The sequence below is a fragment of the Kribbella sp. CWNU-51 genome, assembly GCF_054073265.1.
This window is the reverse complement of the sequence record NZ_JBSXMZ010000040.1, coordinates 198,726-225,551: the sequence shown is the minus strand read 5'-3', so window position 1 is coordinate 225,551 and position 26,826 is coordinate 198,726. Positions and strand designations below refer to the sequence as shown.

Below are 26,826 nucleotides of genomic sequence, written 5' to 3'. Positions count from 1 at the left end.
CGGCCTGTTACCGGTGGCGTCTCTAAAGACGCACGAAAACGCCGCCCGGTTCGTTCCCGGACGACGTTTTTCGTACGACGCTCAACTAGTGAGCGTGGTCACCGCGGTAATACTCGAAGATGAAGCCGCTCAATGTCACGATGCCGATGCCGCAGCCGGCGATGAACAGCCACCAGCCGAAGACGATGCCGAGCACGGCCACCGCCAGCGTCAGCGCGGTCCACAGCGGCCACCACGAGTAGGGCGGGAAGAAGCCGAGCTCACCGGCTCCCTCGACGATCTCGGCTTCCTTGCGGTCCTCCGGGCGGGCGTCCATCCGGCGGGCGGTGATGCTCAGGTAGAACGTCACCAGCAGAGCCAGGAAGAACGTCATCACCAGCGCGGTGGTCCCGGTCGGGTCGTTCGACATCAGCCAGTAGATCGGCGTGACGACCAGCACGAACACGCTCAGGATCCCGAAGACCCAGGCTTCGACCTTCACGCCTTGTCCTTCCCCTCAGCCTCGGTATCCGCGGCGACGACCTGCTCCAGGTGCTCGACCCGGCCCTCGTCCTCACCCGCGTCCAGCAGGTTGTCCTGGCCGGCCCGGTTGTCCGGGTATTCGGCCAGGGCGAGGTCGGCGTGGTGCAAGTCGAACGCCGGGCTCTCGGACCGGATCCGCGGCAGCTTCTCGAAGTTGTGCCGCGGCGGCGGCGAACTGGTCGCCCACTCCAGCGACCGGCCCCAGCCCCACGGGTCATCGACGCCGACCTTCGGCGACTTGCGCGACTTGTAGACGTTGTAGAAGAACGGCAGCATCGACAGGCCGAGGATGAAGGCGCCGACGCTGGACACCTCGTTCAGCGTCGTGAAGCCCTCGTTCGCGCCGTACGACGCGTAGCGCCGCGGCATGCCCTCGACACCGAGCCAGTGCTGCACCAGGAACGTGGTGTGGAAGCCGATGAACAGCAGCCAGAAGTGCAGCTTGCCGAGGCGTTCGTCGAGCATCCGGCCGGTGAACTTCGGCCACCAGAAGTAGAACCCGGCGAACATCGCGAACACGACGGTGCCGAACACGACGTAGTGGAAGTGCGCGACCACGAAGTACGAGTCGGACAGCTGGTAGTCCAGCGCCGGCGAGGCCAGGATGATGCCGGTCAGACCGCCGAAAAGAAATGTCGTCAAGAAGCCGATCGCCCAGAGCATCGGCGTGTCGAACGACACCGATCCGCCCCACATCGTGCCGATCCAGTTGAAGAACTTGACCCCGGTCGGGACCGCGATCAAGAACGTCATGAACGAGAAGAACGGTAGGTTCACCGCTCCGGTGACGAACATGTGGTGCGCCCACACCGCCACCGACAGGACCGCGATACCCAGCGTCGCGCTGACCAGACCGATGTAGCCGAAGACCGGCTTGCGGCTGAACACCGGCAGGATCTCGGTGATGATGCCGAAGAACGGCAGCGCGATGATGTACACCTCGGGATGCCCGAAGAACCAGAACAGATGCTGCCACAGCAGTGGCCCACCGTTCGCGGCATCGAAGACGTGAGCCCCCAAGGCTCGATCCGCCTCCAGCATCAGCAGCGCGCCGGCCAGGATCGGGAAGGCGATCAGGACGAGGATCGACGTGACCAGGATGTTCCAGGTGAAGATCGGCATCCGGAACATCGTCATACCCGGTGCGCGCATGGTGATGATCGTGGTGACGAAGTTGACCGCACCGAGGATCGTGCCCAGACCGGCCATCCACAGACCCATGATCCACAGGTCACCGCCGATACCCGGCGAGCGGACCGCGTTGGACAGCGGGGCGTAGGCGAACCAGCCGAAGTCGGCCGCGCCGCCCGGGGTGAAGAACCCGCTGAGCGTGATCAGGCCGCCGAACAGGAACAGCCAGAAGCTGAACATGTTCAGCCGCGGGAACGCCACGTCGGGGGCACCGATCTGGATCGGCATGATCTCGTTCGCGAAGCCGACGAACAGCGGGGTCGCGAACAGCAGCAGCATGATCGTGCCGTGCATGGTGAAGAGCTGGTTGTAGACCTCTTCATTCACGATCTGCAGACCCGGCTTGGCCAGCTCGGCCCGGATCACCAGCGCCATCACGCCGCCGATCAGGAAGAACGCGAACGACGTGATCAGGTACATGTGGCCGATCAGCTTGTGGTCGGTGGTGGTCAGCCACTTGACCGCGATCTGGCCCTTGCTGCGCCGCCGCGGCATCACGGTGGTGCTGGTACCGATAGCGCCGGTGCGCTCGGCGATGTCGGTCACTTCTCGCCCTCCTGCTCGCCGTGCCCGGGAATCGTGGTCGCGTCCGAGCCACCGGTGGCGGCGCCGGTCTGGCCCTTGGCGGCCAGCTCGCGCAGATGCGCGTCGTACTCGTCGCGGGAGACCACGTTCACCGAGAACACCATCCGGCTGTGGTAGAGCCCGCAGAGCTCGGCGCACTTGCCGGCGAAGATGCCGGTCTTGGTCGGGGTCAGCTGGAACTTGTTCGTCCGGCCCGGGATGACGTCGAGCTTGAAGTAGAACGACGGCACCCAGAAGGAGTGGATCACGTCCGGCGAGGTCAGCACGAACTCGACCGACTCGTCCACCGGCAGCCACAGCTGGGCGGGCTTGGACAGCGTGCCGGTCTCCCAGACGCCCTGCTGCCCGTCGACGGTGTCCTTGTAGTTGAAGGTCCACTGCCACTGCTGGCCGACCACGTTGATGGTGTGGTCCGTGCTGGCCGACATCTTGGTGACTTCGTTGCCGTGCTCGATGGTGTAGAAGAACAACACCCCGATGATGGCGAACGGCGCCAGCGTGTAGAGCACCTCCAGCGGCAGGTTGTACCGCACCTGCCGAGGGGCGTCGTCGTTGCGCTTGTGGTACCGCACCACGACCCACAGGATCAGGCCCCAGACCAGCACGCCCACGATCAGGGCGGCGATCCAGGCACCGACCCAGAGGCTCTCGATGGCCCCGGTCCGGTCCGATGCACCCACGGGGAGACCGCCCCGTTTCCACTGCTCCTTGGTCGCCTGCGAACAACCGGTCAGCAGCAGGGTGCCGAGCACCACTCCCGTACCAACCAGCAGGCGTCGCTTCGCCGGACGTGTGGCGCCGGCAGGTACTGCCGTGCGCTCCTCCACTCCGGGCGTGCCGTTCGAACCCACGGGGCGCCTTTCCCTTCCCAAGTGAGACTGACGACCAAACACTACTGGACACCTTTGGCGATCTTGCGGACAGGTAGGGCTTAGCGTTTCCCGTGTGAGTGAGCGTGCCTATCTGGATGCCGCGTCGGCCGAGTCGTTGCATCCGGCCGCGCGGGAAATGTTGCTGTCGGCAGTCGATTCCGGATGGGCGGATCCGGTCCGGTTGCACCACGAGGGACGGACCGCGCGGCTGCTGCTGGACAACGCCCGCGCGGTGCTCGCGGACGCGGTCGGAGTGCGGCCGGACGAGCTGTATCTGACCACCTCGGGTACGGCGGCCATCCGCGCCGGACTGACCGCGATCACGGCCGCCCGGAAGCGGGCCGGGTCCACCGTTGTCCACAGTGCTGTCGAGCATTCCGCCGTACTGCACACCGCGGGTGCCGACGGGGTCGAGGTGGGTGTGGACTCGGCGGGCCGGGTTGACCTGGATGCGTTCGCGGCGGCGGTGCGGCAGACCGGGGTGGCGGTGGCGGCGTTGCAGTCGGCCAACCATGAGGTCGGCACGCGGCAGCCGATCGACGCCGCGGCCGAGGCGTGTGGCGACGTACCGCTGTTCGTCGACGCGGCCGCCTCCATCGGGCACGACACCGTACCCGCGGGGTGGTCGGCGTTGACGGCGAGCGCGCACAAATGGGGTGGACCGGCGGGCGTCGGCCTGCTGGCGGTCAAGAAGGGCACACGGATCGCGCCGGCGTGGCCGATGGACGAGCGGGAGGACGGCCTCTCCCCCGGGTTCCCGGACGTGCCGAGTGCGCTGGCAGCCGCTGCCGCGTTGCAGGCCCGGCTCAGCGAGGCCGAGGAGCTGAACAAGCAGCACCGGGCCTGGATCGACGAAGTACGACGCCGAGTGGCCGCGGACATCCCGGATGTGGAGGTGGTGGGCGATCCCGACGACCGCGTGCCGCACATCCTGACGTTCTCCTGTCTCTACGTGGACGGCGAGGCACTCGTGACCGCATTGGACGCGGAAGGGTTCGCGGTCTCCAGTGGCTCGGCCTGTACGTCGAGCACGCTCAAGCCGTCGCATGTCCTCGCGGCCATGGGCGTCCTGACTCATGGCAACGTCCGCATTTCCCTGACGCGCGGCTCGACCTATGCGGAGATCGACCGGTTCTGTGCGGTGGTGCCTGGTGTGGTCCGGCGGATCCGGGCGGAGGTGGGGATGTGAACGTCGACCTCGACTGCAGCGGCCTGCTCTGCCCACTCCCGGTGATCAAACTGGCCAAGACGCTACCGACCGTTGCCGTCAGCGACACCGTCACGGTCCTCGCGGATGATCCGGCCGCGGCCACCGACATCCCGGCCTGGTGCCGGATGCGCTCCCAGGAACTCGTGTCGGCGGCAGGAAACACGTATGTCGTTCGACGCGTCAGCTGAGAGACTCCGCGGGTGACCGACTTCGCACACAAGCCGACACTGACCGGTGACCTCGTCATCCTGCGCCCGTTGGACGAGAGCGACTACGACGCGCTGATGGCGGCGATGGCCGATCCCGAGGTGAGCAAGTTCACCAGCGACCACGACGGTGGTGGCGTCGAGGAGGAGACGTACCGAGACTGGCTGCGGACCCGCAAGGATCAGACCGACCGCCTGGATCTGGCGATCGTGTCGAAGGCGACCGGCCGGACCGTCGGTGAGGCGGTGCTCAACAAGTGGAGTCCGGAGGACGAGTCCTGCAACTTCCGGATCCTGATCGGCGCGGACGGCCGGGATCACGGATTCGGCTCCGAGGCGACCCGGCTGATCGTCGGCTACGGGTTCGAGCAGCTCGGCCTGCACCGGATCTCGCTCACGGTGTTCGCGTTCAACCCGCGGGCACAGCGGGTGTACGAGAAGGCCGGGTTCGTCGAGGAGGGGCGGCTGCGGCACGCGCTCAAGTGGGACGGTGAGTGGGTCGACGACATCACGATGGCGATCCTGGCTCCCGAATGGGAGGCGCTACGGTCGAAGGCGTGATCGACGCCGAACGCCTCGCCGTACTGACCGGAGCCGGGATCTCGACCGCGTCGGGGATCCCCGACTTCCGCGGGCCGCAGGGGTTGTGGACGAAGGACCCGGCGGCGCAGGCGATGTTCGACATCGACGAGTACGTCGCCAGTCGCGAGGTCCGCGTGGAGGCATGGAAGCATCGCTTGGCCGCCCCGGCCTGGACCGCCGAGCCGAACCCGGGTCACCTGGCGCTCGTGGAGCTGGAACGCCAGGGGCGGCTGACCGGACTCATCACCCAGAACGTCGACGGCCTGCACCAGAAGGCCGGCTCGTCGCCTGATCTGGTCCACGAGTTGCACGGCACGATCTGGTTCGTCGACTGCCTCGGCTGCGGACGCCGGATCCCGATGGCCGACGTACTCCCCCGGCTCGAGGCCGGCGACGAGGACCCGGCCTGCGAGGTCTGCGGCGGGATCCTGAAGTCGGCGACCGTGTCCTTCGGCCAGTCCCTCGACCAGGCGGTTCTCGACCGGGCCGTCGCGGCCACCGAGTCCGCCGACGTCTTCCTCGCCGTCGGCACCTCCCTGCAGGTCTACCCGGCTGCCGGTCTCTGCGACCTCGCACTGACCGCCGGCAAGCCGCTGATCGTCCTCAACGCCCAGCCGACCCCGTACGACGACGAGGCCACGACCGTGCTCCGCACGCCGATCGAGTCCACGCTTCCCGGCCTCGTCACCTGACCGCGACGTCCCAGGCCTTCCCACGATGGAAGTCGCGGGTTAGCGTCCGCCCAGGGTCACCGGCTGGGAGGGAACCGTGATGCGTGGGTTCAGGCGTTGGACGGCAGGCTTCACCGCGGCGGCGGTGATCGTTCTCGGACTAGGTACGGCGACTTCCGCGCCGGCGCAAGTGACGGCCGAGCGGGTGATCACGCTGACCGGGTCGTTGCAGGATGAGCTGGGGTGTGCGGCGGACTGGGATCCGGGGTGCGCCGCGACCAGTCTGGGGGCGGCAGCGCCGTACACGAAGGTGTTCGACGTGCCGGCCGGCTCGTACGAGTACAAGGTCACCGTGAACCATGCCTGGGACGAGAACTACGGCGCCGGCGGTGTGCTGAACGGGGCGAACATCCCGCTCGCGATCCAGGGTCCGGCGAAGCTCTTGTTCAGCTACGACGACACCAGTCACGTCGTCACGGTGAAGCCGGTCGACCTCGCCGGGCCGGCCGTGACCGCGGCCGACAAGACGCTGGCGTCGCCGAGTCTGCGCAAGGACCTCACGAAGGAGCGGTTCTACTTCCTGATGGCGGACCGGTTCGCCAACGGCGACAAGGCGAACGACGCCGGCGGCCTGACCGGCGACCGGTTGCAGACCGGACTCGACCCGGCCGACAAGGGCTTCTACCACGGCGGCGACCTGTCCGGCGTGATCCAGAAGCTCGACTACATCAAGTCCCTGGGTACGACGTCCATCTGGCTGACCCCGTCGTTCAAGAACCGGCCGGTGCAGGGCGAGGGCGCGAATGTGAGCGCCGGGTACCACGGCTACTGGATCACCGACTTCACCCAGATCGATCCGCACCTCGGCACCAACGCGGACATGAAGCAGCTGATCAGCCTCGCGCACCGCAAGGGGATGAAGGTTTTCTTCGACATCATCACCAACCACACCGCGGACGTGATCGACTACCAGTCCCATCAGTACGGGTACATCCCGAAGTCGACGTCGCCGTACAAGGATGCTGCCGGCAACGTCTTCGACGACAAGACCTATGCGGGCGGCGACACGTTCCCGCCGCTGGACAAGAACACCTCGTTCCCGAACGTGCCGGTGTTCCGGACGCCGGCGGACGAGACCGTCAAGGTGCCGGCCTGGCTGAACGACCCGACGCTCTACCACAACCGCGGCGACTCGACCTTCGCCGGCGAGTCCGCGGAGTACGGCGACTTCGTCGGGCTGGACGACCTGTTCACCGAGCAGCCGAAGGTCCGCGACGGGATGATCGACGTCTACAAGACCTGGGCCGAGTTCGGCATCGACGGGTTCCGGATCGACACCGTCAAGCACGTGAACATCGAGTTCTGGCAGAAGTTCTCCCCGGCGATCCTGGCCGCGGCCAAGAGCGCGGGGTCGAAGAACTTCTTCATGTTCGGCGAGGTGTTCGACGCGAATCCGCAGTTCATGTCGACGTACACGACGAAGGGCGCGTTGCAGGCCACGCTCGACTTCGGCTTCCAGCAGAGCGCGGTCGCCTACGCGAAGGGTGACCCCGGCACCAAGCTGCAGGACTTCTACGCGGGCGACGACTACTACACCGACGCCGACTCGAACGCGTACCAACTGCCGACCTTCCTCGGCAACCACGACATGGGCCGCGTCGGCATGTTCCTCAAACAGGGCGGCGCGTCGGGTCAGGAGCTGCTGGCGCGGGACAAGCTGGCGCACTCGCTGATGTTCCTGACCCGCGGGCAGCCGGTCATCTACTACGGCGACGAGCAGGGGTTCACCGGTCCGGGCGGTGACAAGGACGCGCGGCAGGACATGTTCGCGACCAAGACCGCGGACTACGCCGACGACGAGGTCGTCGACGGATCCGGTACGACGACGATCGGCAGCAAGGACCGGTACGACGTCAACGCGCCGATGTACAAGCACATCGCGGCCCTGGAGCAGCTGCGGGCCAAGTACCCGGCGCTGGCCGACGGCCGGCAGGTGCACCGCTACTCGTCGAACACCAACGGCCTGTATGCCTTCAGCCGGCTCGGCACCGACAACATCGAATACCTGGTGGTCGCGAACAACTCGAAGACGTCCGCGTCCGCGACGATCCCGACGTACGGCCCGAACACCTGGCTCAAGCCGGTCTATGGCGGCTCCAACGCGGTCAAGACCGACCGTGAGGGCAGAGTGCTGCTCAGCCAGGCGCCGCTGTCCGTGACCGTCTACCAGGCAGCCAACAAGGTCCGGTCGCGCTCCAAGGCTCCGGCTGTCTACATGAGCTCGCCGGAGCTCGGTGCGACGGTCGGTGGGCGTGCCGAGATCGGTGCGGCCGTGCCGGAGAACACTCCAGTGACCGTGACCTTCGGCTACCGGCCTGTGGGTACGACGGCCTGGCAGCGACTCGGCTCCGACGACAACGCGCCGTACCGCGTGTTCCAGGACGTGTCGGCGCTGCCCAAGGGGACGCTGCTCGAGTACCGGGCCGTGCTGCGGGATGTGTCGGGTAACTACTCGGTCTCCGGTTCGTACGGCGTGGTCGGCGATGCTCCGACGCCAGGTGGTGGCGGTGGTGGGACCGGTCCCGTCGTACAGCCCGCCAACGTGAGCGTGCCTGGTGATCACAACAGTGAGATGGGCTGCGCCGGTGACTGGGATCCGGCCTGCAGCCAGGCGCAGCTGACGCTGGACCCGAAGGACAAGGTGTGGAAGGGGACGTACACCCTCCCGGCTGGTGAGCACGCGTACAAGGCCGCGATCAACAAGACCTGGGACGTGAACTACGGTGCCGGCGGCGTCCTGAACGGCGCGAACATCTCCTACACGGCTCCAACCGGTCCGGTCACCTTCTACTACGAACACGGGCGGCATTACGTCACGTCCAGTGCCGAGGGACCGATCATCACCGTGCCCGGCTCGTTCCAGTCGGAGCTCGGCTGTCCGGGCGACTGGGACCCGTCGTGCATGCGGCCGTGGCTGACCGACGAGAACGGCGACGGAACCTACACGTGGTCGACCAGTGAGTTGGGAGCGGGGAGTTATGAGGCGAAGGTCGCGCACAACCTGTCCTTCGACGAGAACTACGGCGCCGGCGGAGTCAAGAACGGCGCAAACATCCCGTTCACCGTTCCGGGCGACGGTCTGGTCGTCACCTTCTCCTACGTCATCGCAACCCACGTGCTGACCGTGACCACGTCCCGGCCGGGTGCGCAGCCGGACCTCAGCCAGGCCAAGGCCTACTGGCTGACTCGCGACCTGCTCGCCGTACCGCCGGTCGCCCACCCGGAGCAATCGCGCTGGCGACTGCACTGGTCGGCCGACGGCTCGCTGAAGGTCGACGCGAACGACATCGGTGGCTCGTCGTCCGGACTGCGTTATGACCCGGCCGGGATCCCTGCGTCGGTGCTGGCGAAGTTCCCGGCGTTGAAGGGCTATACCGCGCTGAGACTCGACCACGCTGACGCTCGGAAGATCCTCACCGGACAACTCGGGCTCGCACAGTACGACGACGTGGGTCGGTTGCTGGATGCGACCGGCGTCCAGATCCCGGGTGTGCTCGACGATGTCTACGGCAGTGCCGCGGGGCGCACGTACGGCGTGAACTGGCACGGCGGTGCGCCGACGTTCACGCTGTGGGCGCCGACCGCGCAAGCGGTGACCCTGCTGGTCGGGTCCAGCCGGGTGCCGATGCGACTCAACAACGATGGGTCGTGGTCAGTCGACGGACCACGGTCGTGGAAGAACGCGTCGTACCGCTATGAGGTGAAGGTCTACGCGCCTTCGACGGGCAAGGTCGAGACGAACGTCGTCACCGATCCGTACTCGGTCGCGCTCACGACGGACTCGGCGTACTCGGTCGCCGTCGATCTGAACGATCCGGCCGGGAAGCCGGCGCTCTGGTCGGGTACGCCGGCGCCGAAGCTGGCGCGGGGTGTCGACTCGACCATCTACGAGCTGCACGTCCGCGACTTCTCGATCAACGACAGCAGCGTGCCGGCCGCTCACCGCGGGACCTACCTGGCCTTCGCGGACCAGGGCAACGGGACGAAGCACCTGCAGACGCTCGCGGCGGCCGGTCTCAACACCGTGCACCTGTTGCCGACGTTCGACATCGCGTCGATCCCGGAGACCGGGCAGCAGACGCCGGCCTGTGATCTGACGTCGTTCCCGGCGGACTCCGATCAGCAGCAGGCCTGCGTGACGGCGGTCGCGGCGAAGGACGGCTTCAACTGGGGCTACGACCCGTACCACTGGCTTGCGCCGGAGGGTTCGTACGCGACCGCCGGTGATGGCCTGGCCCGCGTCGCCGAGTTCCGCACGATGGTCGGCGGACTGCACAAGTCCGGGCTGCGCGTCGTACTGGATCAGGTCTACAACCACACCCCGGCGGCCGGCCAGGCGCCGACGTCCGTGCTGGACAAGGTCGTGCCCGGGTACCACCAGCGGCTGAACGCGACGGGCAAGGTGGAGACGTCGACCTGCTGCAGCAACATCGCCACCGAGCACGCGATGGCCGAGAAGATCATGGTCGACAGCACCGTCAGCTGGGCGCGCAACTACCGGGTCGACGGCTTCCGCTACGACCTGATGGGCCACCACAGCAAGGCGAACATGCTGAAGATCCGCGCCGCGCTGGACAAGCTGACCCTGGCCAAGGACGGGGTGGACGGCAAGAGCATCTACTTGTACGGCGAGGGCTGGAACTTCGGCGAGGTCGCGAACGACGCGCTGTTCGTCCAAGCGCGGCAGGGCAACCTCGGCGGCACCGGGATCGGCACGTTCTCCGACCGGCTCCGCGACGGGGTCCGCGGCGGCGGTCCGTTCGACGACAATCCGCGGATCCAGGGCTTCGGCTCTGGCGAGGCGAGCGACCCGAACGGCGACCCGATCAACGGCACGCCCGCCGAACGCGCTCAGCGACTCGCCCACGACACGGATCTGATCCAGCTCGGCCTGGCCGGCAACCTGCGCTCGTTCACCTTCCGCTCCGCCTCGACCGGCGACGTCGTCCGCGGTGACGCGGTCGACTACAACGGCGCACCGGCCGGGTACGCCGACCAGCCGGACGAGGTGATCAGCTATGTCGATGCCCACGACAACGAGACGTTGTGGGACACGCTGACCTACAAGTTGCCGACAGCCATGACGATGCCGGACCGGATCCGGATGAACACGGTGTCACTGGCAACGACTGCGCTGGCCCAGACGCCGTCGTTCTGGCACGCGGGCGCCGACCTGCTGCGGAGCAAGTCGCTCGATCGCAACTCCTACGACTCGGGTGACTGGTTCAACACCCTCGACTGGACCGGCGCCGACAACGGCTTCGGCCACGGTCTGCCGCCCAAGGCCGACAACGAGGCCAAGTGGTCCTACATGAAGCCGCTGCTCGCCAACCCGGCGCTGAAGCCGACCGCTGCCGACGTGGCGACCGCCTCCGCCGCAGCCGCCGACCTGCTGAAGCTGCGCTTCTCGAGCCCGCTGTTCCGGCTCGGCTCCGCGGAGCTGATCAACCAGAAGCTCACCTTCCCGGTCAGCGGCACGACGCCCGGTGTGATCACGATGCGCATCGACGACACCGTAGGCCCGAACGTCGACCCGGCCCTGAAGGGCGTCCTCGTCGTCTTCAACTCCACGGGAGCGGCGGTCACACAGCAGGTCCCAGGCCTGGCCGGCGCCAACCTGGCCCTGTCCCCCGTCCAGGCGAACGGCTCCGACACAGTCGTCAAGCAGACCACCTGGACCGCCGGAACGGGCACAGCCACAGTCCCACCACGAACCGTCGCCGTACTCGTCCAGCACTAGCTGGGCGAGGAGGACCGGCCCTCACCTGACCAGGCTGTGTCAGGTGAGGGCTGCGAAGCGGCTGGCGGCGACGAAAGCGGCAAGAGCCAGCAGAGTCGTGTTGGCGGCGACCGGCTTGGGTTCGCGGAGTGAGGCGTGGGAGGTGGCGGCGCCGATCATGACGATGGCCAAGCCCACGGCTGCGAGGGGTGTAAGGAGTCGGGCCTGGTCGGTCAGCCAAGGGGCGAAGAGGCCGACGACGGCCAGGAGTTCGCAGATGGCGACGACGCGGACCAGCGGCATCGGGAAGGGCGCGATGCCGGTCTGACCGGTGGCGAGCAGGCGGGCGCGGGACATGGTGGCCTTGACGGCACCGGAGTACGCGAAGATCGCGGCCAGGATTCCGGAGAAGACCCAGGTGACTGTGTTCATGCCGATTGCAGACGATCGACAATCCGATCCTGTGACACTGTCACTGGGAGGCGTCCTCGATCGTCTGTGAAAGGTGTGATGGAGGAACTCAGGCCACTGCTCCTGTCGATCGCGTACCGGATGCTGGGGAGCTTCGGTGACGCGGAGGACGTCGTACAGGAGGCTTATCTCCGGCTGCATCGAGAAGCTGCGGTGGAGTCGCCGAAGGCGTTCCTGACCACGGTGACGACGCGGTTGGCGATCGATCAGTTGCGGTCCGCGCGCCGGCAGCGCGAGACCTACCTCGGCCCGTGGCTGCCCGAGCCGGCCGTCGACGAGTACGTCGACCTCGCCGACCGGGCCGCGTTGTCGGACTCCGGGGACGGCGGCGGCAAGGGCGGCTTCCCGCGACCGGTGCACGGTGCCGGCAATGTCGCCCGGATGCTGATCGGCGCCTTCGGCAAGTTCGGCGACCTGGCCGTCGAAGGAGTGCACGTCGGCGGCCAGCCGGCGCTCCGCGTCCACGACCCGGCCGATCGCACCATCGCCATCTGGTCGTTCGTCGTCACCGAGGGCCGGATCACGACCATCCACGGCGTCGTCAATCCCGACAAACTCACCCAGCTGGGGTCGTCAGGGCACCCGCACGACCAGGGCTGACGGATCGACCGACGCGCTGAGCGAGCGGCCGTCCGCGATGGTGTCGCCGTCCAGCTCGCGTCGTACGGTCTTCGCGGCCGTCACCTGGATCCGCCGCCCGGTGAACCGCTGGACATGCTGCTCGCGCATCGACTTCACCACCAGGCTCAAGGCCAGCCGCGGCCATTGGCCGACCGTTCGGGGCGACAGCACCACGGCATCGATGAGCCCGTCGTCCGGGACCGCGTCGGGCAGCAGCGGGATGTTCGCCTGTAGGGTGCCGACGTTGCCGATCACCACGGTCCGCGCCCGGCGGCGTACCGGTGGCTGGTCGTCGACGGTGATCTCGACCTGCACGGACGGACTGTTCAGGTTCCTGATCGTCGACACGACGTACGCCGCCCAGCCGACCCGCTTCTTCAGCTCGTCCGGGGCGTCCGCGATGATCGCCGCGTCCAGTCCCATGCCAGCCATCACGACGAACCGGTCGGTGGTCAGCTCGTCGCCTTCGATCTGCACACTGTCGATCCGCCGCTCGGTGCCGTCGAGCACCTCGGTCAGCGCGTCATCCATGTCCAGGGAGATCCCGAGGTTGCGGGCCAGCAGGTTCCCGGTCCCGGCCGGCAGCACGGCGACCGGGATATCGGTCCCGGCGAGCTCGGCGCAGACCACCCGCACGGTGCCGTCCCCACCGGCGACCACGACCAGGTCGACGGCGTCCTTGATCGCGCGCTGGGCCATCGTCACGCCCGCATCGTCCTCGGTCGTCTCCAGCCACAGCGCGATGTCGACGCCGCGCTCGGTCACGGCGGTCTCGACGGTCCGGCGAAAGTCGTCGGGCACTTTGATCGGGTTGACAATCACAGCTGCTCGTTTGGCGGAACTCACCTGATATTTGTCCGTTCGGGAAGATAACGTGCCTGGGGTGAGCAGACTTGCACGGAGTACGCCAGAAGCCCAGGGGTTGTCCGCCGCGGCGCTCGACGCGTTCGTCGCGGCGCTCGACGCGTCCACGCCGGAGATCCAGACCGTGATGCTGCTGCGGCACGGTCACGTCGTCCTCGAGGAGGCCTGGTCACCGTACCGGCTGACCGATCCGCACCTGCTGTTCTCGGTGTCGAAGAGCTTCACCTCGACCGGCGTCGGCCTGGCGATCGACGCCGGCCTGCTGTCGCTGGACGACCAGGTCATCTCGTTCTTCGAGCCCGACGAGTTGCCCGCGACGATCAGCGACAACCTGGCCGCGATGAAGGTCCGGCACCTGCTGACCATGACCACCGGGCACAGCCAGGACACCGTCGAGGCACTCTCCCGGGACCGCCGGATGATCAAAGTCTTCCTCGGGCTCGACGTCGACCACGAGCCGGGCACCGTGTTCGTGTACAACAGTGGCGCGACGTACGTGCTGTCAGCGATCCTGCAGCGACTGACCGGTGAGCGGCTGCTCGACTACCTGCGCCCCCGGCTGTTCGAGCCGCTCGGCGCGACCGAGGCGTCCTGGCAGGTGTCGACGGAGGGCGTCACCGTCGGCGGCTGGGGTCTGAGCATCAACACCGAGTCGCTGGCGTGCTTCGGTCAGCTCGTGCTCCAGGCCGGCGTGTGGGAGGGCAAGCAACTCGTCCCCGCCGAGTGGTACGAGGCGGCCACCTCCAAGCAGGTGCCCAACGACAACCAGGAGAACCCGGACTGGAAGCAGGGATACGGCTTCCAGTTCTGGCGGGGCCGCCACGACACCTACCGCGGCGACGGCGCGTTCGGCCAGTTCTGCCTGGTCTTCCCGGCGTACGACGCTGTCCTGATCGTCACGAGCGCGACGGAGGACATGCAGGCGATCCTGAACACCGTCTGGGATCACCTGCTCCCGGCCCTCGAAGGCAAGGAGGTCACCCCGGTCGCCCGCCCCGAGCGACTGGAGCTCGCGCCGCCGACCGGTGCCGCACCGACCGGCGGTAACGGCCAGACCCACCGGTTCGCCGACGACAACGCCACCGGGCTGACCGCGGTCCGGCTGGATCCGGACGGGACCGGCACGTTCACGTTCGCCGGGCTCGAGCCCGGCGCGACCGACCCGGTGGACATCGTCTGCGAGCCCGGCGACTGGCGGGGGCTCAACTCCGTCGGCGTTCTCAAGGAGGCCGATCCCCAGGTCCGGCAGCGCGTCGTCTCCAGTGCCCACGCGGACGGTGACAAGTTCGTGGCGACGATCCGCTTCCTCGAGACGCCGTTCGTCCTCACGCTCGCCTGCCACCCGCCGACCGACCACCTGACCATCGACGTCACCCAGAACGTGTCCTTCGGGCCGACCTCGTTCACGGTCACCTCGGAGGCGTGATCGGCGTCACTGTCACACGCTGAGGCCGGCGCGTGTCCTCCGGGTCGTAACGACAGACGACGGAGGAATGACATGAAGGTCTTGGTAGCAGGTGCGACCGGCGGACTCGGCCGGTCGCTGGTGCCGCAACTGGTCGCGGCCGGGCACGAGGTGACCGGGATGATCCGGTCGGAGTCCAGCGCGGCCGGGGTGCGGGCGTTCGGGGCGGACGTGGTCTTCGCGGACGGCCTCGACGCTGCCGCGGTGACAGCCGCGGTGGAGTCGGTTCGGCCGGAGGTCGTCGTGCACCAGATGACGGCACTCAAGGGCGGGATCGACTTCAAGAAGTTCGACGACAGCTTCGCGCTGACGAACCGGCTCCGCACCGAGGGCACCGACAACCTGCTCGCCGCTTCCCAGGCTGCCGGCGTACGACGGTTCGTCGTCCAGTCGTACGCCGGCTGGAACTTGCAGCACGGTGGCTCCGCAACGAAGACCGAGGCGGATCCGCTCGACGCCGAGCCGGTGCCGGCGCAGCGCAAGACGATGGCGGGGATCAGGCACCTCGAGTCGGTGGTGACGAACGCCGAGGGGATCGAGGGTGTCGCGCTGCGGTACGGGAGCTTCTACGGCCCGACCGGTGACATCGGCAAGGGCGGCTCGATGGTCGAGCTGATCCAGAAGCGCAAGCTGCCGGTGATCGGCGACGGGGCCGGGGTGTGGTCGTTCATCCACTACGACGACGCGGCCGACGCGACGGTGAAGGCGGTCGAGAGCGACGCGACCGGAATCTTCCAGATCGCCGACGACGACCCGGCGCAGGCGGCGGTGTGGTTGCCGGAGTTCGCCCGCATCCTCGGGGCGAAGCCGCCGCGGCACGTTCCCGCGTGGCTGGGCCGGCTCGCGGCCGGCGATGTCGGGGTCGCGGCCTTCACCGAGATCCGTGGCGCGGACAACAGCCTCGCCAAGGCGATCTTCGGCTGGCAGCCCGGCTACGCCTCGTGGCGCGACGGCTTCCGCAACGGTCTCTAGAGCCGGTTGAACGAGAGAGTTTCGCCGCGGGCGCCGCCCATCCAGCGCTCCTGACACGCCGCGGCGAACTCCTCGAGGTTCTCCAGGCTGACGGTGATGTACTTGCTCATCGTGCCGCCAAGGTGGGTGTGCGGAGATGCCAGTCGGTCGCCGCTTGGTACGCCTGGCCGACGCGCAGGGTGAGCGCATCCGCATGCCTCGCCGCAACCACCTGCAGTCCGACGGGAAGCCCCGCTCGCGTGAACCCACACGGCACACTGAGTGCCGGCTGCTGGGTGAGATTGAACGGATAGGTGTACGGCGTCCAGCTCGTCCAATCCGGTGACTTCGAACCGTCCGGCACATCCTGGCCGACCGGGAACGCCGTGATCGGCAGCGTCGGCGTCACGAGGACGTCGTACGTCTGATGGAACCGTCCCATCAGCTGCCCGAGCTCCATCCGGGTAGTGCTTGCCTCCAGGAAGTCCGTAGCCGAGTACGACGCTCCGAGCGCGGCAACCCGGCGCAGTCCGGGATCGACGCGATCGTCGACCTCGTACAACGACAGCACCTTCGCGGCGCCCCGACCACCACAGCACGTGGAACGCGTCGACCGGGTCCGCGAACCCCGGATCGACCTCGGTCACCTCGGCCCCGGCGTCCGCGAGCACACCGACCGCTGTGCGGACGAGCGCCTCGACCTCGGGATCATTGTCGACAATCCCAAGATCGGACGAGAAGGCAATCCGCAGGCCGGCAACACCGTCGTCGAGCCCGTGCAGGAACGACGTGGCCGGCGTGGGCATCGCGGACCAGTCGCGGGCGTCGTACCCGGTGATCACGTCGAGCAGCGCGGCCGCGTCCCGGACCGACCGCGTCATCGGCCCGGCGTGCGACAACGTCCCGAACGCGCTCGGCGGATACAACGGGATCAGCCCGTACGTCGGCTTGAGCGCGACCGTTCCGGTGAACGCGGCCGGGATCCGGACCGATCCACCACCATCGGTGCCGACCGACCACGCGCCCATGCCGAGCGCGACCGCGGTCGCTGATCCGCCGCTCGAACCGCCGGGCGTCGTCGACGGATCCCAGGGGTTGCGCGTCACGCCGTACCTGGAGGAGTCGGTGACGCCCTTCCACGAGTACTCAGGCGTGGTCGTCTTGCCGAGGATGACGGCGCCGGTCTCCCGGAGGCGAGCAACGGCCGGAGCGTCCTCGTCCCACGGCCCGGCCTCGTCGATCAGCGTGCTGCCGCGCAGGGTCGGCCATCCCTTTGTCCACAAGGCGTCCTTGATCGACGTGGGTACGCCGTCGCCGGGGCCTAGTGGTTCTCCGGAATGCCACCGGGCCTCCGACTCCTTCGCGGCGGCGACGGCGCCCTCGGCATCCACCAGGACGAACGCGTTGACCTGGTCGTCGTACTGCTCGATCGCATCCAGCGCCGCTTGCGTCGCCTCCACTGGCGAGATCGCGCCGTTCCGATATCCGTCGACCAATTCGGTTGCCTGCGTCATCGGGCTCCTGCCGGGATGTAGCCGAGCTTCTTGTCCACCACGTTCAGCAGGGGTTCCCCGGCCAGCCAGCGCCGGATGTTGGTGGCGAACTGTGCGGCCAGCGTGTCCCGCCAGCCGGTCACATCGCCGGACATGTGCGCGGTGATCGTCACGTTCGGCGCGTCCCACAACGGATGGCCCGGCGGCAACGGTTCGTGATCGAAGACGTCGAGGGTGGCCGCGATTCGCCCGTCCTGCAGGGCTTTCACGAGCGCGACTTCGTCGACAATCGGACCACGTGCGACGTTGATCAGATGCGCGCCGGGCCGCATCGCCGCCAGTACCTCGGCGTCGACCAGCCCTCGCGTCGCGTCGGTCAGCGGCGCCGCCAGGACCACGTGATCGGCCCACCCCACCTGGGCCGAAAGATTGCTACTGGCAACGACCTCGCCGAAGTCCGGGTCGTGCGGGCGGGCGACCCGTCCGGCTCCGCGGACCTGCAGACCGGCAGCGCTGAGCAGCCGGGCCGTCTCCCGTCCGATCGCTCCGGTGCCGACGATCAGCGCGGTCGCGCCGAGGATGCTGCGCGTCTCGCGATGCTGCCAGTCGTGCCGTCGCTGCAACTCCAGGCTGCGCCGGCTGTCCTTCGCATGCGCGATCACCGCGCCCAGCACGTACTCCGCGATCGGCCGGTCGAACACGCCATGGGCATTCGTCACCACGACATCCGAGTCCCGAAGCTCGTCGAACAGCAACGTGTCCACCCCGGCCGCCGTCACATGAATCCACTCGACCGAACCCGCCTCAGCCCACACATCCCGAACCGCCGTCGAAAAGAAGTCCCACAACATCAACCCCCGAGCCCCACGCACCGCCTCCCCCAACCCGCCCGCATCACAAAACCGAAACTCGACCCCCAACCCACCCAACCCCGGCGGCACCAACAACCCACCCCCACCCAGGGGCGCCCACACCCACCTCGGCGCCCACACCCACACCTGGCCCCGTGCCCACCTCCGAACCCGGCTCAGTGCCCGCACTCGCACCCGGCACTCTGCCCGCATCCGCGCCCGGCTCCGCACCTGGACCTGCCCCCGCGCCCACACCCACCTCGGCGCCCACACCCACACCCGGCACCCTGCCCGCACCCGGCTCCGTGCCTGCCGCTTGGGACCGTTCGCAGAGCACCGCGATGATGGGGCGCTCGGCGGGGGGTGGCATGCGTCGAGGCTAGGAACCCGGCCGTAGGATTGTCAACAATCCTGCCCCAGCCCCACACTGAGTCGCATGACCACGCGTCGGTCTGTCCGAGCCGATCGTGGTCACCGCCGGCGGCGTCGAGCGCCTCAGCGATCTGTCCGACGAGCCGACCATCAGGAGGTAGTTCCGTGCAAGCTCTTCCGTACGCCGCACGCGTCGCCGGGCTGGTCGGGTCGGTGATCGACTCGAGTACGTCGTTGCTGCACAAGCAAACCCACGACATCGTTCGGTTCGCGATGGGATCACCGGCCGCGGAAGCAGTACCGTCGGCCGTCCTCGCCGCGATCGCTGCCGAACAACTGAGCCGCCCCGACGCGTACGACTACGCGGCCACCGAGGGAGATCCACCGCTGCACGCCGCCCTGCTCGAGATGCTCCGCGGCACCACCGACGAGACCACGGCCGACCGGCTGACCATCACGGCCGGCGGGATGCAGGGCCTCGACCTGTTCTGCAAGCTCTTCGTCGACCCCGGTGACCTGGTCGTCGTCGAATCGCCGACGTACACGAACGGCAGTGCGACCGCACTCTCGTACGGCGCCGAACTGCTGGAGGTCCCGGTCGATGTCGACGGGATGATTGTCGACGATCTACCACGGCTCCTCGACGGAAGACGGCCGAAGGCGATCTACACGATCCCGACGTTCCAGAACCCGTCCGGCGCGACACTCACCCTCGAGCGCCGGCACAAGCTGCTCGACCTCGCCCGATCCTGGGGCTCGATGGTGATCGACGACGATCCGTACGGACTGCTGCGGTTCGCCGGGGACCCGTTGCCGTCGCTGCGTGAGCTCGGCGCGGGCGATCCGCTCGTGTTCGCCGTACGCACGTTCTCGAAGATCGTCGCGCCGGGACTCCGGGTCGGCTGGGTCGACACCGATCCCGAACTGCAGCCGTTGCTGATCAACGCGAAGCAGGCGATGGACACCTGCACGAACCTGCCGGCTCAGCGGCTGCTCGCCGGGTTCCTGACCGGCGGCCACCTCGAGGAGCACCTGGTCACGCAGCGGCTCGAGTATAAGCGCCGCAAGGACGCGATGCACACGGCACTGCAGGAGAACTTCGCGGACATCGCCCGCTGGACCGATCCCGAGGGTGGCTTCTTCCTCTGGGTCACGTTGGAGAACGGCGTCGACACGAGCGAGTTGTTCGAGATCGCCCTGGCCGAAGGCGTCGCGTTCATCCCCGGCCCGGCCTTCTCCCCCACCGGCCGCTTCCACGACGCGCTCCGCCTGTGCTTCGCCTCGACGCCTCCGGACCGCATCCACGAGGGCGTCACCCGCCTGCGCCGGGCCGCCGACAAGCTGTTGCCCTAGGCAACCGCACCCCGTGGAGCCGGGCAACCGCAGCCCGTGGAGCCGGGCAACGCAGCCTGTGGGGCCGGGCACGGTAGCCCGTGGAGCCGGGCAACCGTAGCCTGTGGGGCCGCGGCAACCGCAGCCCGCGAGCGCCGGCAGAGGCTCTCTTCTCTCACTACTTCCGTCCCCGGTGAGAGGATTCGTTAACCGTCTCGTTACACCTCAGGACGCCGACCGAAACCGGCACGCCCTGAACTAAAGAAGACCCGCCGCCAGGGCGGGGCGCCCCTAGGGTTCCGCTGCCGATCGCGGCAGGTCTGGTCCGAGAGGGGAGGCGGCGCCGTCACGACGGCGCCGTTCCACGGCGGGACAAAAGCCCGGGAGGCCTTGAAGGCCCCGGGTGCCGTGTGCGTTCCGGGCCGATCCGATGGAGGCCGGAATGTCAGCCACCCCTGAAACACTGACCTCACCCACCGACGACCTCGGCGCGAACGACCTGGGCCGGTTCGGCTACACCCAGCAGCTCTCGCGCCGGGTCGGCACCTACGCCTCGTTCGCGGCCGGCTTCTCATTCGTGTCGATCCTCACGACGGTCTTCCAGCTGTTCGGACTGGGCTTCGGCTTCGGCGGTACGGCGTTCTTCTGGACCTGGCCCGCGGTCCTGGCCGGCCAGCTGATGGTGGCGTTGTGCTTCGCCGAACTCGCCGCGCGCTACCCGTTGTCCGGAGCGATCTATCAATGGGCCCGGCGGCTCGGCGGCGCCGTCGTCGGCTGGTTCGCCGGCTGGACGATGGTGATCGCGCAGATCATCACGCTGGCCACCGCGGCGATCGCGCTGCAGGTCGTGCTGCCGGCGGTCTGGTCCGGCTTCCAGCTGGTCGGAACCGACTCGGCGCTCTCGTCGAAGGACGGCGCGGCGAACGCCGTTGTCCTGGGCTGCCTACTCCTCATCGCCACCACCCTTCTCAACGCGACCAGCGTCCGCATCACCGCGGTGGTCAACTCGGTCGGCGTGACCTGCGAGCTGGTCGGTGTCGTGTTGATCGTCGTTTTGTTGACAACCAGAGCCGAGCGCGGGCCGTCTGTCGTACTGCACACGACGAACCTCGACAGCACCACCGGGTACGTCGTACCGCTGCTCATCTCGGCGCTGATGGCGGCGTACGTGCTGGTCGGGTTCGACAGCGCGGGTGAGTTGTCGGAGGAGACCCACCGGCCCAGGGCGACCACGCCCCGGACGATCATCCGGGCGGTTGTCGCGTCCGGGATCGGTGGCGCGTTCCTCATCGTCGCCGCGCTGATGGCCGCGCCGTCGCTGACCGATGGCGATCTCGCCACGCAGGGTCTGCCGTACGTGCTGACCAGCCGGCTCGGTACGACGGCCGGCAAGCTGCTGCTCCTCGACGTCGCGCTCGCCGTCTGCGTCTGCACGCTCGCGATCCAGACCGCGGCCGCGCGGATGATCTTCTCGATGGCACGCGACAACGTCCTGCCGGCGTCGCGTCAGTTGCGCCAGGTATCCCGCCGTACCGGCACGCCGGTCGCGGCGACCATCGTGCCCGGCGTCCTCGCCGCCGTCTGCCTGGTGGTGAACGTGGGCAACGCGGGCCTGTTCCTCGGCCTCGCCAGCGTCTGCATCATGCTGCTTTACGTCGCGTATCTGATGGTGACCGCACCTCTGCTGGTACGACGGCTGAGCGGCAGCGGACCGGCCGCCGGGGTCGATGAGCAAGGCCGGCCGCTGTTCTCGCTCGGACGGTTCGGTCTGATTGTCAACATCGTCGCGGTTTCCTACGGGCTCGCGATGGCGATCAACCTCGGTTGGCCCCGGGCTGAGGTGTACGACCCGGCCGGCGCGGGCTGGTATCTGCACTATCTGCCGCTGATCACCCTCGCGATCGTGGGCCTCGGCGGAGTGATCGCCTACCGGTACCAGCGCCGCGCGTACCACGCCTCGATCGGCCTGGTCCTGCCGTCCGCTGCGGCGCCCGCCGTCGCCGAAGCGGAAGGAGCCGGCGCATGAACCACGACATCCCTGCCGCCGCGGCGTGGTCGGCACCAGTTCGGGCGGGGCGAAGCATTACCCTGACCGCGCTGGCCGACGGTGCGAATGCGTCGGTGCTGATCATTGGGTCCGACCGACTCGATCGGCTGAACATCCCGGACACACTGAAATCGCAGATGTCCGCGCGAATCCGGTCCGGCATGGTCCTGATGTCCGACCGCGGCCTCGCCCTGGCGACCGTCGTCGCATCGACGCTCGATTGGCACGACTGCCTTACCGGCGGGCGAGCCGATCGCTTGGTGCTGCTCGAACTCGCCAAGCACGGTTTCGGAGCAGCCGATCTGCATGCTTGCATCAACTTCTTCTCGAAGGTCGCGATCTCTGACGACCCGCGCGCATCGCTGGCGTTCGTACCGGCACACGCACGAGCCGGCGACACCGTGACGCTGCGAGCCGAGCAGGACCTGCTGGTCGTCATCTCCACCGCGCCGCATCTGCTGTCCGACGGTCCGGCCGCGGGAGTCGCCGTACACATCGAGGCCGCGACGCCAGGCGATCCGGAGCTCCGCGAGGAAGCGATACGTGCGCTCAAGCTGACCCGGGAGCTGATCGCATGACCATCACCGAGACGAGTACCGCTCTGGACACCGTGGTCGAGCCTGGCGATGGCGCACTGCTCACCGTGCCGGCGGGCGGTCGATTGCAGATTGTCGACCTGCAGGGCAATCAGGCTGTCGACACCTTGCTGTACGACGCGCATGACATCGACAACCGGTACTCCGCCTTCGACACGATCCGCGAGCAACGGGCCGTCTTCCTCACGACCGGATCACGGCTGTTGTCGACCAGGCTCGACGAGCTCGCGGTGATCAGCGACGACACCTGCGGCCGGCACGACACCGTCGGCGGCGCGTGTTCCCAGGAGAGCAACGTCATCCGGTACGGCGAGCACACCCGGCACCAGCACGCCTGCCGCCAGACCTTCCTCTGGTACGGCGCGCAGGCCGGCATCGGACAGCGTCAGCTCACCCACAACATCAACTTCTTCATGAACGTCCCCGTCACCTCCGGCGGAGACCTGAGGTTCGACGACGGCCTCTCCGCCCCGGGCCGGTACGTCGAGCTCACCGCGTCCCGGGACATCCTGGTGCTGATCAGCAATTGTCCGCAGGTCAACAATCCCTGCAACGGCTGGAATCCGACGCCGATCCAGCTCGTGGGCTGGTGGTGACGGTGGCCGTCATCACCATCGTCAAGCCGGGGACCCAGACCACGATCCAGGACCTCGCGGGCCGGCCGGGGCTGTGGGACGTCGGCGTACCGCCTTCCGGCGCGGCGGACGAACTGACCTTCGCACTGGTCAACGCCGCGGTGGGTAACCCGGACAGCGCGGCCGGACTGGAGTGTGTGGTCACCGGACCAGTGCTGACCTGCGACGAGGACCGGCTGATCTGCGTTGGTGGCGCGATCCGCAACGCGACGATCGACGGGTTCCCCGTCCGCCCTGGCCTGGTCGTCCGCATGCCCGCCGGGGCCGTGCTCGACCTGGGTGCATTGGACGGCCCGGGTCTGCGCGCGTACCTGGCGATCGAAGGCGGCCTGGACGTCCCGCGCGTCCTCGGCAGCCGATCGACCTTCGTGCTCGGTGGTTTCGGCGGTCACGACGGCCGCGCGCTCACGGCAGGCGACCAACTCCCCTTGGGCCGGCGGGAGAACCTGCTCACCCCGCTGTCGGTCGATCTTCCGGAGCTCTCCGGCAGTTGGCGAGTCCGGGTGATCGCCGGCCCGCACGGCGCCCCGGACCATCTCACCGCTGAGGGTGTCGACGAGTTCTTTGCCAACAGTTGGATTGTCGACCATCGCTCCGATCGCACCGGGATCAGGCTGGTCGGTCCGGTGCCGGGCTGGGCCAGGACCGACGGTGGTGAGGCCGGTCTGCACCCGTCCAACGTGCACGACTCCGCGTACCCGGTCGGCGGCATCATGCTGTCCGGAGACACCCCGGTCATCGTCGGCAAGGACGGCCCGTCGCTCGGCGGCTTCGTCGTACCGGCCGTGGTGATCGAGGCCGACCGATGGATGCTCGGGCAACTCCGCGCCGGCGACACCGTCGATCTGGTCCCGGTGACGATGGCAGCGGCGACCGAGGCAATCCGGGTACGGCGTCATTGGTTGAGTGATCTCCGCCAGGACCCGGCCGAGCTCGCCTCCCCGATCAGCACCACGGACCGTCCCCAGGCTCTACACCACACCGAGCGCGCGACCACGGCTCCGCCGTACACGATCAGATGCGCGGGCGAGCGGCATCTGCTGGTCGAAGCGGGACCGGCCGAGCTCGACCTCACGGTGCGGGTGTGGATCCACCTGCTGGCGCAGTCGTTGCGCGCCGACCGGCCGGACGGTGTGACGGAGATCGTCGAGGGTGTGCGGTCGATGCTGGTGGCGGTCGACTCGTCGCGGCTGGCGCTGACCCAGCTCGCCGAGCGACTGGCGTTCCTCGCCGCCGGGCTCGAGGATCCCGAGACCGTGGTGCTGCCGGCGCGGGAGGTGACGTTGCCGATCGCGTTCGACCACCCGGAGGCTCATGAGGCGATGCGCCGGTACGCGACCTCGGTCCGGCCGGACGCGCCCTGGTGCCCGGACAACGTGGAGTTCATCCGGCGGGTCAACGATCTGCGCGAACGCGACGAGGTCTTCGAGATCGTGCAGGCCGCGACGTACCTGGTGGTCGGACTCGGCGACGTCTACCTCGGCGCGCCGGTCGCCGTACCGATCGATCCGCGGCATCGGCTGGTGACGACGAAGTACAACCCGGCGCGCACCTGGACACCGCAGAACGCGGTCGGGATCGGCGGGATCTACCTGTGCGTGTACGGGATGGAGGGACCCGGTGGCTACCAGTTGGTCGGCCGGACCGTCCCGGTCTGGCGGCTCTCCCCTGCCGACGAGCAGCCGTGGTTGCTGCGGCAGTTCGACCTGATCCGCTTCACCCCGGTGAGCGCCGATCAACTCGCCTACGAGCGAGCCGAGATCGCAGCCGGCCGGGCCGACCTCCGGGTCAGCCCGTCCACGTTCTCGATCGCCGACGTACGCCGCATCGAACAGGAGGCACCCGTGGACATCGCAACCCTACGAGCCAAACGCCGAGCCGCCTTCGAGGCCGAACGGGCACGGTGGGGAGCATGAACGAATGGATCACCCGCGTCGAGCCGGTCGAAGCTCGGCCCGGGCCACTGCATGGGCTCACGATGGCGTTGAAGGACAACATCGATCTGGCTGGGGTGCCTACGACCGCTGGGGATCCGCGCAATGCCAAGCCGGCGGCGCAGAACGCCTTTGTGGTCGACCGGTTGGTTGCGGCGGGCGCCGTACCGCTGGGGAAGACGAATCTCGATCAGTACGCGACCGGGCTGGTCGGCACGCGGTCGCCGTACGGCGCTTGTCACTCGGTCTACTCGGTGGAGCACGTGTCGGGTGGATCGAGTTCAGGCAGCGCGGTCGCGGTTGCGAGCGGGCAGGTCGACTTCGCGCTCGGTACGGACACCGCCGGGAGTGGCCGGGTGCCGGCTGCCTTCAATCGGATTGTCGGCATTAAACCGAGTCGGGGGATCGTCTCCGCGCGCGGCGTCGTACCGGCCTGTCGGTCGCTCGACTGCGTGACGGTGATGGCCCGGTCGGTCGCCACTGCGCGCCGCGCCTTCGATGTGATGGTTGCCTTCGACCCGGAGGATGCGTGGTCCCGGAGGTACGAGTCGCTGCCGCACAGCCGGCCGGGCCGAGTGCCGGGGTCCCCTGCGGTGATCGGCGTACCGGATGTGTCTCTCGAGCTCGACCCACTGCACGAGGAGGCTTGGCAGGCGACACTGGACCAGGCTTATCGGCTCGGCGACGTGGTGAAGGTGGATGTGCAGCCGCTGCTCGCAGCCGCCGACCTGCTGTACTCCGGCCCTTGGCTGGCCGAGCGCTGGCTGGCCTTCGGGGACAAGCTCGTCGATGATCCGGCGGTGGACCCGACTGTGCGGTCGATTGTCCACAATGGTGCCGCGCTGACCGCGGCCGATGCGTTCGCCGGGTTCGATCGACTGGCGATCCTGGCGCGGGCGAGCGAACATCTGTGGACGCAACTTGACGCACTGCTTCTGCCGGTGACGCCGGAGCATCCGACGCTGGCAGAGGTCGCGGCGGACCCGATCGGTGTGAACAGCCGGCTCGGACGGTTCACCAACATGGTCAACCTGCTGGATCTGTGCGCTGTCGCGTTCCCTGGGCCGGACCGGAGCGACGGGCTGCCGTTCGGGATCCAGTTGCTCGCGCCGGCGGGGCACGACCGCGTACTGATCGACCTCGCGGCGACGTGGTGTGGTGAACCTGCGGAGGAGATCCTGCTCGCGGTCGCGGGTGCGCACCTGTCCGGGCAGCCGCTCAACCACGAACTGGTACGACGGGGTGGACGGCTCGCGTTCGATGCGCGGACGGATGCGTCGTACCGGATGTATCTGGTGGACGGACCGCGGCCTGGTCTGACCCGGACGGTGCCGGACCAGGGCGGCGCCGGGATCGAGGTGGAGGTCTGGAGTTTGCCGGCTGGTGAGTTCGGCGGGTTCCTGGCGACGGTCGAGCCGCCGTTGGCGATCGGTCCGGTGGAGTTGTCGGACGGGCAGCGGGTGCTCGGGTTCGTGTGTACGGCTGATGGCGCGGATCCGGCGTGCGACATCACGTCGTACGGCAGCTGGCGCGCGTACCTGGCCGGGAGGTCGGCCTAGGCTAGGGCGGCACGAGC

The 26,826-nt window shown here is 68.2% G+C and carries 21 protein-coding genes, 1 pseudogene and 1 riboswitch; of the genes and pseudogenes, 14 read left to right on the top strand and 8 right to left on the bottom strand.

What is annotated here, in order from left to right; genetic code table 11:
- Positions 1-85: 85 nt before the first annotated feature.
- The 3 genes from ACXC9Q_RS33490 to ctaC are packed head-to-tail and all read right to left on the bottom strand — an operon-like array spanning position 86 to position 3,149.
- Positions 86-481 (bottom strand): cytochrome c oxidase subunit 4, encoded by a 396-nt coding sequence (locus ACXC9Q_RS33490; protein ID WP_457060657.1) that lies wholly within the window; start codon positions 479-481, stop codon positions 86-88.
- Entirely contained in the window at positions 478-2,208 is a 1,731-nt protein-coding gene (gene ctaD / locus ACXC9Q_RS33485; RefSeq protein ID WP_457060696.1) for an aa3-type cytochrome oxidase subunit I, read from the bottom strand. Before ctaD ends, ACXC9Q_RS33490 begins: the two co-directional genes overlap by 4 nt.
- A gap of 47 nt (positions 2,209-2,255) precedes the next feature.
- The gene (gene ctaC, locus ACXC9Q_RS33480; RefSeq protein ID WP_457060656.1) at positions 2,256-3,149 is read right to left on the bottom strand and encodes an aa3-type cytochrome oxidase subunit II; all 894 of its coding nucleotides are present in this window, start codon (positions 3,147-3,149) and stop codon (positions 2,256-2,258) included.
- A gap of 94 nt (positions 3,150-3,243) precedes the next feature.
- Here ctaC and ACXC9Q_RS33475 point away from each other — a divergent pair, with 94 nt between their 5' ends.
- The 5 genes from ACXC9Q_RS33475 to pulA all read left to right on the top strand — a co-directional run bounded on the left by ACXC9Q_RS33475 (position 3,244) and on the right by pulA (position 11,639).
- A complete protein-coding gene (locus tag ACXC9Q_RS33475; RefSeq protein WP_457060655.1) occupies positions 3,244-4,359 on the top strand; it encodes a cysteine desulfurase family protein in 1,116 nt (371 codons plus the stop codon).
- Positions 4,356-4,568 carry a sulfurtransferase TusA family protein gene (locus ACXC9Q_RS33470; protein WP_457060654.1) on the top strand — a complete coding sequence of 71 codons (213 nt, stop codon included), beginning with the start codon at positions 4,356-4,358 and terminating at the stop codon, positions 4,566-4,568. Before ACXC9Q_RS33475 ends, ACXC9Q_RS33470 begins: the two co-directional genes overlap by 4 nt.
- A 12-nt stretch (positions 4,569-4,580) precedes the next feature.
- The gene (locus tag ACXC9Q_RS33465; protein ID WP_457060653.1) at positions 4,581-5,147 is read left to right on the top strand and encodes a GNAT family N-acetyltransferase; all 567 of its coding nucleotides are present in this window, start codon (positions 4,581-4,583) and stop codon (positions 5,145-5,147) included.
- Complete coding sequence (locus ACXC9Q_RS33460; protein ID WP_457060652.1) at positions 5,144-5,860, top strand: SIR2 family NAD-dependent protein deacylase; 717 nt, start codon at positions 5,144-5,146, stop codon at positions 5,858-5,860. Before ACXC9Q_RS33465 ends, ACXC9Q_RS33460 begins: the two co-directional genes overlap by 4 nt.
- Before the next feature lie 79 nt (positions 5,861-5,939).
- A complete protein-coding gene (gene pulA, locus ACXC9Q_RS33455; protein ID WP_457060651.1) occupies positions 5,940-11,639 on the top strand; it encodes a pullulanase-type alpha-1,6-glucosidase in 5,700 nt (1,899 codons plus the stop codon).
- Positions 11,640-11,678: 39 nt separating this feature from the next.
- Here pulA and ACXC9Q_RS33450 read toward each other — a convergent pair whose 3' ends face one another.
- The gene (locus tag ACXC9Q_RS33450) at positions 11,679-12,050 is read right to left on the bottom strand and encodes a DoxX family protein (protein ID WP_457060650.1); all 372 of its coding nucleotides are present in this window, start codon (positions 12,048-12,050) and stop codon (positions 11,679-11,681) included.
- 78 nt (positions 12,051-12,128) lie between these two features.
- On the opposite strand from ACXC9Q_RS33450, the gene ACXC9Q_RS33445 reads away from it, so the two are divergent.
- Positions 12,129-12,689 (top strand): sigma factor, encoded by a 561-nt coding sequence (locus tag ACXC9Q_RS33445; protein ID WP_457060649.1) that lies wholly within the window; start codon positions 12,129-12,131, stop codon positions 12,687-12,689.
- Here the strand turns inward: ACXC9Q_RS33445 and ACXC9Q_RS33440 are convergent.
- On the bottom strand, positions 12,663-13,532 hold the full coding sequence (locus ACXC9Q_RS33440; RefSeq protein WP_457060648.1) for a diacylglycerol/lipid kinase family protein: 870 nt from the start codon (positions 13,530-13,532) through the stop codon (positions 12,663-12,665). The genes ACXC9Q_RS33445 and ACXC9Q_RS33440 overlap by 27 nt on opposite strands.
- A gap of 61 nt (positions 13,533-13,593) precedes the next feature.
- On the opposite strand from ACXC9Q_RS33440, the gene ACXC9Q_RS33435 reads away from it, so the two are divergent.
- Positions 13,594-15,000, top strand: a complete 1,407-nt coding sequence (locus ACXC9Q_RS33435) for a serine hydrolase domain-containing protein (protein WP_457060647.1) — start codon at positions 13,594-13,596, stop codon at positions 14,998-15,000.
- A 72-nt stretch (positions 15,001-15,072) separates the two neighbouring features.
- Positions 15,073-16,011 (top strand): NAD-dependent epimerase/dehydratase family protein, encoded by a 939-nt coding sequence (locus ACXC9Q_RS33430; protein ID WP_457060646.1) that lies wholly within the window; start codon positions 15,073-15,075, stop codon positions 16,009-16,011.
- Between the two features lie 106 nt (positions 16,012-16,117).
- On the opposite strand, the gene ACXC9Q_RS33425 is transcribed toward ACXC9Q_RS33430, so the two are convergent.
- From ACXC9Q_RS33425 to ACXC9Q_RS33415, 3 genes and pseudogenes are all read right to left on the bottom strand, one after another.
- Entirely contained in the window at positions 16,118-16,561 is a 444-nt protein-coding gene (locus tag ACXC9Q_RS33425) for an amidase family protein (RefSeq protein ID WP_457060695.1), read from the bottom strand.
- A gap of 94 nt (positions 16,562-16,655) precedes the next feature.
- Positions 16,656-17,504 (bottom strand): annotated as a pseudogene (locus tag ACXC9Q_RS33420) (amidase family protein); the annotation flags it as partial.
- On the bottom strand, positions 17,501-18,424 hold the full coding sequence (locus tag ACXC9Q_RS33415; protein WP_457060645.1) for a D-2-hydroxyacid dehydrogenase: 924 nt from the start codon (positions 18,422-18,424) through the stop codon (positions 17,501-17,503). The gene ACXC9Q_RS33415 and the pseudogene ACXC9Q_RS33420, both read right to left, overlap by 4 nt.
- Positions 18,425-18,871: 447 nt before the next feature.
- Between ACXC9Q_RS33415 and ACXC9Q_RS33410 the strand changes: the two genes are divergently transcribed.
- The 6 genes from ACXC9Q_RS33410 to atzF all read left to right on the top strand — a co-directional run bounded on the left by ACXC9Q_RS33410 (position 18,872) and on the right by atzF (position 26,809).
- Complete coding sequence (locus tag ACXC9Q_RS33410; RefSeq protein WP_457060644.1) at positions 18,872-20,059, top strand: aminotransferase-like domain-containing protein; 1,188 nt, start codon at positions 18,872-18,874, stop codon at positions 20,057-20,059.
- Between the two features lie 259 nt (positions 20,060-20,318).
- A riboswitch (guanidine-I (ykkC/yxkD leader) is annotated at positions 20,319-20,427 on the top strand.
- Positions 20,428-20,480: 53 nt separating this feature from the next.
- Positions 20,481-22,064 carry an amino acid permease gene (locus tag ACXC9Q_RS33405; protein WP_457060643.1) on the top strand — a complete coding sequence of 528 codons (1,584 nt, stop codon included), beginning with the start codon at positions 20,481-20,483 and terminating at the stop codon, positions 22,062-22,064.
- On the top strand, positions 22,061-22,663 hold the full coding sequence (locus ACXC9Q_RS33400; RefSeq protein ID WP_457060642.1) for a DUF1989 domain-containing protein: 603 nt from the start codon (positions 22,061-22,063) through the stop codon (positions 22,661-22,663). Before ACXC9Q_RS33405 ends, ACXC9Q_RS33400 begins: the two co-directional genes overlap by 4 nt.
- Positions 22,660-23,277, top strand: coding sequence for an urea amidolyase associated protein UAAP2 (locus ACXC9Q_RS33395; RefSeq protein ID WP_405065771.1), 618 nt, complete (start codon positions 22,660-22,662; stop codon positions 23,275-23,277). Before ACXC9Q_RS33400 ends, ACXC9Q_RS33395 begins: the two co-directional genes overlap by 4 nt.
- 2 nt (positions 23,278-23,279) lie before the next feature.
- On the top strand, positions 23,280-25,232 hold the full coding sequence (locus tag ACXC9Q_RS33390) for a 5-oxoprolinase/urea amidolyase family protein (RefSeq protein ID WP_457060641.1): 1,953 nt from the start codon (positions 23,280-23,282) through the stop codon (positions 25,230-25,232).
- Positions 25,229-26,809, top strand: a complete 1,581-nt coding sequence (gene atzF, locus ACXC9Q_RS33385) for an allophanate hydrolase (RefSeq protein WP_457060640.1) — start codon at positions 25,229-25,231, stop codon at positions 26,807-26,809. Before ACXC9Q_RS33390 ends, atzF begins: the two co-directional genes overlap by 4 nt.
- The last annotated feature ends 17 nt before the right edge of the window (positions 26,810-26,826 follow it).